This window comes from Prosthecobacter sp., from assembly GCF_049294395.1.
Lineage (GTDB): Bacteria > Verrucomicrobiota > Verrucomicrobiia > Verrucomicrobiales > Verrucomicrobiaceae > Prosthecobacter.
In genome coordinates, this window is the sequence record NZ_JBAQCR010000016.1 from 1 (window position 1) to 9,341 (window position 9,341).

The window sequence follows — 9,341 nt, forward strand, 5'->3', positions numbered from 1 at the left end:
CCGCAGCACTCCGCTAACATCCATACCTCCGCTTTAGCTTCAGTCTCGTGCGCCGCAGTACTCAGGAGTGTGCTGCCCGCGTTGAACGCCACAAGCGAGTGGATCTTCGGTGTGGAGGGAACTGGTGTGTGGATAAGAATTGGGGCTGTGGCGGAGTGCTGCGGACTGAAGTCCGCGCTCCGGGGAATTATTCTTCTTTGCGAATGTATGTCCATGGCCAGGCTTTCCAGTCGGAGACTAGGCCGGCCTTGACTGGGTTGTTGCGAATGTAGCGAATGGTTCTTTCCTGATGGTCGGGATCGCGCATAAAAGTGTCCCAGTAGTCGCTCTGCCAGAATGGCGTCTGAAGACCCAGCTGGGCATTGGCCGCGCGGGCGGTCGCGCCTTTCCATTGTTGCAGGACCTTTTTCATGGGCATTTCACCCACTTCAAACATCACATGCACGTGGTTCGGCATGATCGTCCAAGCGTGGAGTCGGTAGTGCGTGCCATCGAACCTTCGCAAGATGTCTGCTGTAAGCTGCGCGATTCGTTCGTCTCGTAGGTGGCACAGGCCGTGGCCGAGATCGAGCCAGGATTCGAGCTGGATGCGGCGCTCGCGGGCATCTTCGATGTTCAGCAGTTTCTCCCACTCTTCCTGCATTTCTGATGGGAAGGTGTCAGCTAAACGGAAGGTCACGAACTGGGTGAGACCGGGCTCATCGCGATGCGGAATATAACCGCGCTCATTCCAACCTTGGAAGCCTTTGATTTTCTCGTCACGCGTTAGCTGCGGGGAGGTCGAACGCTGGCGCTCGACCACTCGTCGCAGTTTGGGCCGGTGCGGTGGACCGACTCGACGAGAATGAGGTGGTTCGCTCATGCAGCGAGAAAACGAAAATTGCCGCAGCATGCAAACAAAAAGGAGCGCGGCACTTTAGTCAGCAGCAGGTCGCTTGTGCTGGGAGGGTGTTTTCCACGATGAAGGTCGCAAGCACGGTGATGCTCGGCGCGAAGAGAACAGTGAATGTGTAAGAACTTGGCGTTTAGGCGGGGTGCTGCGGACTAAAGTCCGCGCTCCAGCAGGGGCTTGGCGAGCAATCCTTCGCGCCATGCGGCAGGGATCGCATCGATGCCATGGGCCGCTCCAAGGAGCATGCCGAGCTCAAGGGCACGGGCGCAGTTGTCGCCGCCAGCCATGGCGTTTTCGATGGTGGCGGTCTCGAAGTTTTCGCCGTGATGGCGGATGAGCCAGAGGACGGCGGGAAGTGCTTGGGGGATGGGGCAGGCGCGACCGAGCTGACCGATGGCATCGCCATCCGTGGCAGCTTCAGCGGCTTTCAAAGCCCATGCAGGCGCGGTGTCGGTGATGACGCTTTGCAGTTCGCCGCCATGCAGCAGGCGATGCGTGGCACGTGCGAGAAATTCCGCGCATTCGATCGTCTCGGGTGAGCGATGGGTGATCACCGTTTGCTCAATGGCAGCCGCGACGGCTTCGGACTCAGGCTTGTCAGCGAGGAAGGCCATGAGGGGCGCGATGCGCGCAGGTCCGGCGAGTTCATCGGACGGTGCGCCGCTCGTCGCGGCGGTGGCACCGGCTTGGAGATTGGCGAGGGTTCCTTTGGTGGCCTTGTCCACGTAGTCGTTGTAGGTCGGCCACATGGCCTGCCAGTCGGTGAGAAAGGCGGTGGCGTCCCAGCGGCGCTCGCGCTGAAGGAATGTGAGCAGGCGCAGAGCCTGATCGCCCGCATGGCCTTGGGCGCCTGCCTGCTTGTGCGGGTGGTAGGACTCCGAGCCTGGGGCAAGGTAGCCTGTCACACGGCCATGCTTTTTGAGGATCAGCGCAGGATCGTAAATCCAGTGAACGCCGAGAGAGATGGATTCAGCGATGAAGCTGCCCTGCAGCATGCCGGCAAGGCGGGAGGAGGAGTCGGGAGTCATGGAATAGGAAAGGAGTGTGAACTGATGGGAGCGTTACGCGCATGCGGCGTTGTGAGGGACTGAAAACTGCGAACTGAATCGAAGCGCAGCGAAGATAGACTGCCGCAGGCAGCCCGAAGGGTGAGTGAAACGAATCAAAATTGAAAACTGTGAATTGAGGTGCTTGCAGTCATCGGCATCGTGCCCGCTCATTCCACTCTTCTCTCCATGACTCTCCGCGAACCTGAAATCGTCGAACTCACCACGCCCACCGGTCCCATGCGTGCACTGGTGCTGCGCCCGGCGGGAGCGGGACGGTATCCGGGGCTGCTGTTTCACTCGGAGATCTTTCAAAACACGGGTCCCATCTGCCGCACGGCGGCCTTCCTCGCGGGGCATGGCTTCATCGTGGCGTTGCCAGAGATCTACCATGAGTATCTGCCTGCGGGAACGGTGCTGGCTTATGACCAAGCGGGCTCGGATGTGGGCAACAAGCTGAAGACTGAGAAACCCGTGGCTGCCTACGATGCGGACAATCGTGCGGTGCTAGACTACCTGAAAAGCCACCCGGACTGCACCGGGAGGCTGGGCTCCTTCGGCCCCTGCATCGGCGGGCACCTGACCTATCGCGCGGCCTTGCAGCCAGATGTCGCTGCAGCCGCATGCTTTTACCCCACCGACCTGCACAAGCGCAGCCTGGGAGCTGGGATGAACGATGATTCGCTGGCTCGTGCGGCAGATATCAAAGGCGAGCTGATGATGGTGTTTGGCCGGCAGGACCCGCATGTGCCCGCCGAGGGGCGTGCCATGATCTACCAGACGCTTACGGCTGCTGGTGTGAACTTCACCTGGCATGAATTCAATGCCGCCCATGCCTTCCTGCGCGATGAAGGCCTGCGCTACGATGCCGAGATCGCCCGTCAGGCTCTGGGCATGACGGTGGATTTCTTCCGCCGCTGCCTGTGCGAGTAGAAGGCGTTACTTGCAGGGAACGAGGTAGTCGTAGGGGCTGCTGCCGCCGACACGATAAAGCACGTAGCCTGCCTTGGGTGCGGAGATTTGAATCCACGAGGCTTCCGGGTCCTGGGTATCTTTGGACACGACGGGAAGAACCTTGTTCTTGTCATCGGCCACTGCTTTGCCTGCGAGCGTGACCTTGGTTCCTTCCTCCAAGACCGCGAGGCGTTTGCCATCGGTGCCGGGCTTGCTGCGGATGACGAGACCCACCGGGGCATTCACCTTGTGGCAGCGGGTCAAGGGTTCATCCGCACTGGCCAAGGTTGCAGAGATGCAGAAGGCAAACACGAAGGCGGCACGCAGCAGAAGGGAGAGTGACATGTGGGGATGGCTGTCAGCGCAGGGCCTGATAACTCAACACAAATCTCACTCCGCCGGCACTTCGGCTGCGATCAGAGAGGTGCGGCAAAGACGGGCATACATGCCTTCCTGAGCGATGAGTTCGTCATGCGTGCCCTGCTCGATGATACGGCCGTGGTCGAGGACGTAGATGCGATCCGCATTGCGCACGGTGCTGAGGCGATGCGCGATGACGAAGCTGGTGCGGTGCGCCATGAGGTGCTCGAGCGCTTCCTGAATCTGGCGCTCAGTTTCTGTGTCCACGCTGGCGGTGGCTTCATCCAGCAAGAGGATGGGCGGATTGCGCAGCAGGGCGCGGGCGATGCTGATGCGCTGCTTTTCACCGACGCTGAGCTTCACGCCGCGCTCACCCACATGGGTGTCCAGCAGATCAGGCAGGCGTTTGACGAAGGCATCCGCGTTGGCGCTTTTCAGAGCCTCCCAGAGCTGCTCATCGGTGGCATCGCGTCGGCCGATGACGAGGTTCTCCCGCACGGTGCCGTTGAACAAAAAGCTTTCCTGCGTGACGTAGCCGATGTGGCGGCGCAGCCATGCCTTGTTGAGTTCGTGAACGGGCGCACCGTCGATGGTGATGACGCCTTCATCGTACTCGTAGAAACGCGTGAGCAGATTGATGAGCGTGGATTTGCCTGCGCCCGTGGGGCCGACGAGTGCGATGGTCTGGCCGGGATGCGCATCGAGCGAGACCCCATGCACGGTGGGTGTTTTGCCCGCATAGCTGAAGCCGACATTCTCATAGCGCACATGACCGGTGACGCCGGACAGTTCGCGTCCACCGGTGGTGTCGGCTTCCGGTTCGGCATCCAGGATGTCGAAGACGCGCTCTCCAGCAGCTCGGCCGGTTTGCAGAATTTGATTGAGCTGGTGCAGGCTCTCGATGGGATCGTAGAAAAACTTGAGCAGCAGGAGGAAGGCGGTGAGGTCACCGGTTTGAATTCTGCCAGCCATGAGCTGGCGTGCGCCCACCCAGAGCACGATGACCATGCCGGTGCTGGTGAGGAAATTCATGCCCGGGCGGTAGATGGACCAGATGCGCATGACGTGGAGCGTGGCGGTGCGCAGAGCGCCGCTGGCGCGGTTGAAGCGTTCATGCTCCTCGCGCTCCATGGCGTAGGCCTTGATCTGGCGCATGCCGGAGACGTTGTCCTGAAGCAGGGAGTTCATGGCGCTGCTGGCCTTGCGCACCTTCCTGTGGCGATTTTTGGAGGTGCGGGTGTAGAGCAGGGCACCGGCCATAAGAAAGGGCAGGGGGATGAGGGCATAAAGCGTCAGAGTGACGTCTGCCTGGAGCATGAAGCCGCCCACGACGATGATCTGCAGCACGGAAATGAGCCCCTGCTCAAGGCCATCAATGAGCACACGCTCCACAGAGGGGATGTCCTCGGCGACGGTGGTCATGATGTCGCCTGAGGGGCGGTTGTCGAACCAACGGAGGGGCAAGGTTTGCAGGCGCTGGTAGATGTCGCTGCGGAGGTCGTAGATGACCTTCTGCTCAAAGGTGTTGTTGAGCTGGATGCGCAGGGAATTGAACAGATGCTGGGCAAAGTAGGCGGCCAGCGCCCAGCAGGCGAGCGGGCCGAGGCGATCCCACTGCTTGCCCGGCACGACGACGTCCATCACCTCGCGGGTGATGTGCGGAAAAACGATGACCATCAGGGTGCCGATGATGGCACAGGCGATCTGGGCGGAGCCGAGCCAGGGGTAACGACGAAGGTAGGAAAAGACGCGGGCGATGGTTTTCAATCGGGATGGGAGCTTGATGCGTGCGGGTTAGCAGCTATCTAGCATACGACATACAGCAACAGGCATATACATGAAATACCATCTGGCACGCGGCGAAGAACAGCTCGGCACCTTCAACGATCTGGATGTGAGCGCCGGACTGCGGGAGGGACGTTTCAAACCCACCGACCTTTGCTGGACGGAAGGCATGAAGGACTGGGAGACTTTGAAGGATCATTTGCAGGAGCTAAATCCCGAGGTAGCTGCGCCGTCCATCTCCGAGCAGCCCTCCATCACAGCTCTGCGCGCCGAAGTCAGGCAGGATCAGGTCATTCGCCTTGAGATGGCGTCATTGGGCCAGAGGTTTGCCGCCAAGCTCATCGATTTCGCCCTGATCATCGTGCCGCTGTGGGTCGTTCTCACCATGGTTTTTGATCAGGCGTTTGTGGAGGAAACCCAGAAACTGCAGAACGATCCGACGGCCATGGTGAACGCCATGCAGAAGCGGGCGGAAAAACTCCAGGCATCGGGGGGCATGAAACTGCCGCTCGCGAGTTTGGTTTTTGACATGGCTTTGATCGTCAACGTGGTGTTGCTCACCCTGCGTGGTCAGACGATTGGCAAGCTTTGCCTGGGCATACAGGTGGTGCGTTTTCCTGATGGTGCGAGAGCCGGTTTCATCAAGGCCTTGCTGCTGCGCTCCGTCCTCTTCTTCATCCTTGTCTTTACCGGCCTCATTTACTTTGGAGGGCTGGGGCTGGCCCTGCTGATGGCTGACTCCCTCATGATCTTCCGCAAAGACCGCCGCTGCCTGCACGATCTGGTGGCAGACACCCTGGTGACCAAACGGAAAGCGTGATCACATGGGGCCGCCCGGTTTGCCGCTGTTCTGATACTTGTTGATCTCCTGCATGCTTTCACGCTGTTCAGGAGTGAGATCACGCATCTTATCGCGATAGCGGTCGGTCACACCGAGGACAAAGCACGAGACATCGATCACTAGAATGACCATGGCAATCACGATGCCATAGCGCTTCAAGGCTTCGTCGATGACTTTGTTCTTGTTGACGGAGAAGGTCTCCGATTTGGAGAACATGGACTGAAACAGCCGCCGCCAGCCTCGTGGTTCCCGCGCAATGCTGAACGACCAGATAAAAAGGGCGGTCAGTATGACGCAGGCGATTTGGTAGGGGATGGGAATATCACGCATGACTTTATCGCCGAAGGACGGCAGGCTTCACAGGGGCGCAATTTATAGGTTGCCCATGTAATGTGTGCAAACGGCGATTTGTCACGGAGCTGCGAATTGATCGAGCGCCGGGCTGTCCCCAGCGGCAACCATCCGGGCCTGAGCATTCGCAGCCAGGTGATTGAGCATGTGGAAGGCATCCTCAGCATCAATCCCAAGCTTGGAGGCCACCTCGTCAGCCGTGCTGCCTGTAGCGGTGAGTGCAGCGCGCACCTTGGCAAGCTGAGTCAGGAAGTCTGTGGCGGCTTTTTTGCCGGCCTCAACGCCGGGCTGGTGGTAGGCGTTGATGTTGACCAGGCTGGCGTAGAAGCTGACGGCGCGCTCAAACAGAGCGATGAGCATGCCCAGGGTGAAGGCGTTGAGCTCGGGGATGGTGAGGGTGATCGATTCGCGGCCTTTCTCGGCCAGCGCCTTGCGGGTGCCGCGCAGGAAGCCCTGAAGGTAGTCGCCCGTGGTGAAGCCGGGATCGACTTCGAGGGAGGCGGTGTCGCGGGACTTGGACACTTCGATGAAGGTGACGAAAAAATTGTTCACGCCATCGCGCAGCTGCTGCACATAGGCGTGCTGGTCGGTGCTGCCTTTGTTGCCATACACGGCGATGCCCTGATTCACCACGGCACCGTTCAGATCGTGCTCCTTGCCCAGGCTTTCCATGACAAGCTGTTGGAGGTACTTGCTGAAGAGCACGAGCCTGTCCTTGTAGGGCAGCACGACCATGTCTTTCAGACCCTGGCCTTTGCCAGCCTGATGCCACATGAGCGCCAGCAGCATCGCGGCGTTTTCAATGGCAGGGCGCTGGCGTGTTTCCATATCCATCGCGGCGGCTCCGGCCAGGAACTGCAGCACGTCCACGCCTTGCAGCGCAGCGGCCAGAGTGCCCACGGCGCTCATCAGACTCGTGCGTCCGCCCACCCAGTCCCACATGGGGAAACGGGTCAGCCAGCCCTGCGCGGTGGAATGCTTGTCCAACTCGCTGCCCACGCCCGTCACGGCGACGGCATGCTTGGCAAAGTCGAGTCCTGCGGCCTTGTAGGCGGTTTCGGCTTCGAGCATGCCGTTGCGCGTTTCCTTGGTGCCGCCGGATTTGGAGATCACGATGGTGAGGGTCGTGGCCAGTTCGTCACCGATCTGGGCCATCACGCGGTCGATGCCATCGGGGTCCGTGTTGTCGAGGAAGGAGATGGCCAGCGGCGGATTGGCCGGGGTGATGGCATGCGCCACGAGCTGCGGGCCGAGCGCCGAACCACCAATGCCCACGACGAGCACGCGGGTGAACTTCTGGCCATTGGCTGCCGTGATCGCGCCGGAGTGGACATCTGCGGCGAATTTCAGCGTCGCTGCGAGGGTCTCGCTGATTTCATGCTGAAGCGCGTCATTGGGGGCGAGGCGGGCGTTGCGCAGCCAGTAGTGGCCGACCATGCGCTGCTCATCCGGATTGGCGATGGCACCGGCTTCGAGCTCGATCATCGCCTTGTAGGCAGACTCGATGCGGGGCGCCATTTTGCTGAAGATGTCATCCTCGAAAGCCATGCGGCTGATGTCGATGGAGAATCCCAGGTTGGAGTAACGAACGAAGTACTTTTGAAAGCGGTCCCAATGGCTCATATAAGTTGTTAAGGAGCATGCACGATGCCACGGCGCAACCAGTTTGAGGCATTGACTCAAAGTGCTCTTTGCGACATTCTCGCGCACCATGAAAGCTGCTCTCTTCGCCCTCGCCATTCTCTTTTCCGCCATGACCACCCTCGCCACCGCCACCGCCGCAGACGCCCCCTACCGCCACGTTGTGTTCTTCAAATTCAAGGACAGCGCCACACCGGCCGAGGTGCAGGGCATTGAAAACGCCTTCATCGAACTCACCAAGAAGGTCAACACGGTCACCGCTTTTGAATGGGGCACGAATGTGAGCCCGGAAGGTCTCAATGACGGCTTCACGCATTGCTTCCTCGTCACCTTCAAAGACAAGGCGGGCCTTGACGTGTATCTTCCGCATCCAGAGCATTCGGCCTTCGTTGCCAAGCTCAAGCCTCTGCTCGACAAGGTCTGCGTGGTGGACTTCGTGGCGAAATAAATCAGCCGCACACCGCGCAGTCGCTTCGTAGGTTGGGTGTGTTTGGCGTCCAGTACGCAGGGAACATCCAGTGCTTCCTCCGCCAAACCGCCCGACTGCGAGGACCTTCGCAGGCCAGGGTGTTTGCAGCACGCTCAAGGACGGGCGGGCTGTCGCCACACCCATCCTACGAACAAACAGATCGCTCTCTCACCCTCCGCACACCGCACAGTCATCACGCTTCGGCAGGCGAATCTTGCGGAACTGCATCGTGGAGAGATCCATGGAGAGCATCACCCCGCAAAGCGTCTCACCAACGCCGGTGATCAGCTTGATGACCTCGATGGCTCCGATGCAGGCCGCAGTGCCTGATACCGCGCCAAACACCGGGAACTGACGCTTCCACGTGGGAGGCACTTCGGGCACATAGCAGGCCAGGCAGCCCGTTTTGCCGGGCACAAAGGTCGTCACGCTGGCTTCCAGCGTGTGCATGGCGCATTCCACCATCGGCTTGCCGGCACGCATGGCGGCGGCATTCAGAGCCAGTCGCTCCTGAAACAGCGGCGCGGCATCCACGACGAAGTCCGCCTGGGCGACCAGTGCATCGGCATTTGCCGGGGACACATTTTCAGCGACGCCCACGATTTCACAGCGGGGATTAAGTTCCTGCAAACGGCGCACGATGGAATCCATGCGCGATTTGCCGATGTGATCGTACGTTTGCAGCAACTGCCGGTTCAAATCTGACGGCTGCAGATCACCGCCGTGGGCGAGCACCAGCTTTCCCACGCCCGCTGCGGCGAGTTCCAGCGCCACCAAACCGCCCAGACCACCGACGCGGGAGATCAGAACCGAGGCTCCTTTGAGCTTGCGTTGGCCCTCCTCACCGACGCCGGGCACCCACATCTGCCACTCATAAATGGCACGTTCGGGCTCGGTAAGCGGGGGGAGTTTGGTCATGGGCAGGTAAGGTGAACAGTCTTCAGCAAAAATATTTTCATCATTTTTCAACACTCCGCCCGAACCCCTCACTAACTCCGATAC

Annotated in this window: 10 protein-coding genes; 3 read left to right on the top strand and 7 right to left on the bottom strand. The window is 60.1% G+C overall.

The genetic code is table 11. The annotated features are described in order from the left end of the window. Window positions 1-187: 187 nt before the first annotated feature. Window positions 188-892, bottom strand: coding sequence for an REP-associated tyrosine transposase (locus WAW39_RS01015; protein ID WP_422314853.1), 705 nt, complete (start codon window positions 890-892; stop codon window positions 188-190). A 152-nt stretch (window positions 893-1,044) separates the two neighbouring features. Next, a complete protein-coding gene (locus tag WAW39_RS01020; protein WP_422314855.1) occupies window positions 1,045-1,920 on the bottom strand; it encodes an ADP-ribosylglycohydrolase family protein in 876 nt (291 codons plus the stop codon). Between the two features lie 207 nt (window positions 1,921-2,127). Between WAW39_RS01020 and WAW39_RS01025 the strand changes: the two genes are divergently transcribed. Beyond that, window positions 2,128-2,871 carry a dienelactone hydrolase family protein gene (locus WAW39_RS01025; protein WP_422314857.1) on the top strand — a complete coding sequence of 248 codons (744 nt, stop codon included), beginning with the start codon at window positions 2,128-2,130 and terminating at the stop codon, window positions 2,869-2,871. Window positions 2,872-2,877: 6 nt separating this feature from the next. Here WAW39_RS01025 and WAW39_RS01030 read toward each other — a convergent pair whose 3' ends face one another. Both WAW39_RS01030 and WAW39_RS01035 read right to left on the bottom strand, forming a co-directional pair. Beyond that, a complete protein-coding gene (locus tag WAW39_RS01030; protein ID WP_422314859.1) occupies window positions 2,878-3,237 on the bottom strand; it encodes a hypothetical protein in 360 nt (119 codons plus the stop codon). A 45-nt stretch (window positions 3,238-3,282) separates the two neighbouring features. Then, window positions 3,283-5,019: an ABC transporter ATP-binding protein gene (locus WAW39_RS01035; RefSeq protein ID WP_422314861.1), complete on the bottom strand. Its 1,737-nt coding sequence runs from the start codon at window positions 5,017-5,019 to the stop codon at window positions 3,283-3,285. A gap of 70 nt (window positions 5,020-5,089) precedes the next feature. Here WAW39_RS01035 and WAW39_RS01040 point away from each other — a divergent pair, with 70 nt between their 5' ends. After that, the gene (locus tag WAW39_RS01040; RefSeq protein ID WP_422314863.1) at window positions 5,090-5,857 is read left to right on the top strand and encodes an RDD family protein; all 768 of its coding nucleotides are present in this window, start codon (window positions 5,090-5,092) and stop codon (window positions 5,855-5,857) included. On the opposite strand, the gene WAW39_RS01045 is transcribed toward WAW39_RS01040, so the two are convergent. Next, entirely contained in the window at window positions 5,858-6,208 is a 351-nt protein-coding gene (locus WAW39_RS01045) for a hypothetical protein (protein WP_422314865.1), read from the bottom strand. An 81-nt stretch (window positions 6,209-6,289) separates the two neighbouring features. After that, a complete protein-coding gene (locus WAW39_RS01050) occupies window positions 6,290-7,852 on the bottom strand; it encodes a glucose-6-phosphate isomerase (protein ID WP_422314867.1) in 1,563 nt (520 codons plus the stop codon). Window positions 7,853-7,940: 88 nt separating this feature from the next. Here WAW39_RS01050 and WAW39_RS01055 point away from each other — a divergent pair, with 88 nt between their 5' ends. Next, entirely contained in the window at window positions 7,941-8,318 is a 378-nt protein-coding gene (locus WAW39_RS01055) for a Dabb family protein (protein WP_422314869.1), read from the top strand. Between the two features lie 189 nt (window positions 8,319-8,507). Here the strand turns inward: WAW39_RS01055 and WAW39_RS01060 are convergent, their stop codons facing one another. After that, the gene (locus tag WAW39_RS01060) at window positions 8,508-9,257 is read right to left on the bottom strand and encodes a HesA/MoeB/ThiF family protein (RefSeq protein ID WP_422314871.1); all 750 of its coding nucleotides are present in this window, start codon (window positions 9,255-9,257) and stop codon (window positions 8,508-8,510) included. Window positions 9,258-9,341 lie beyond the last annotated feature (84 nt).

Excerpts from the sequence above, each read along its gene's own strand:
- WAW39_RS01030 (WP_422314859.1), bottom strand. The coding sequence starts at position 3,237 with ATGTCACTCTCCCTTCTGCTGCGTGCCGCCTTCGTGTTTGCCTTCTGC.
- WAW39_RS01020 (WP_422314855.1), bottom strand. The coding sequence starts at position 1,920 with ATGACTCCCGACTCCTCCTCCCGCCTTGCCGGCATGCTGCAGGGCAGC.
- WAW39_RS01060 (WP_422314871.1), bottom strand. The coding sequence starts at position 9,257 with ATGACCAAACTCCCCCCGCTTACCGAGCCCGAACGTGCCATTTATGAG.
- WAW39_RS01015 (WP_422314853.1), bottom strand. The coding sequence starts at position 892 with ATGCTGCGGCAATTTTCGTTTTCTCGCTGCATGAGCGAACCACCTCAT.
- WAW39_RS01045 (WP_422314865.1), bottom strand. The coding sequence starts at position 6,208 with ATGCGTGATATTCCCATCCCCTACCAAATCGCCTGCGTCATACTGACC.
- WAW39_RS01040 (WP_422314863.1), top strand. The coding sequence starts at position 5,090 with ATGAAATACCATCTGGCACGCGGCGAAGAACAGCTCGGCACCTTCAAC.
- WAW39_RS01055 (WP_422314869.1), top strand. The coding sequence starts at position 7,941 with ATGAAAGCTGCTCTCTTCGCCCTCGCCATTCTCTTTTCCGCCATGACC.
- WAW39_RS01025 (WP_422314857.1), top strand. The coding sequence starts at position 2,128 with ATGACTCTCCGCGAACCTGAAATCGTCGAACTCACCACGCCCACCGGT.
- WAW39_RS01050 (WP_422314867.1), bottom strand. The coding sequence starts at position 7,852 with ATGAGCCATTGGGACCGCTTTCAAAAGTACTTCGTTCGTTACTCCAAC.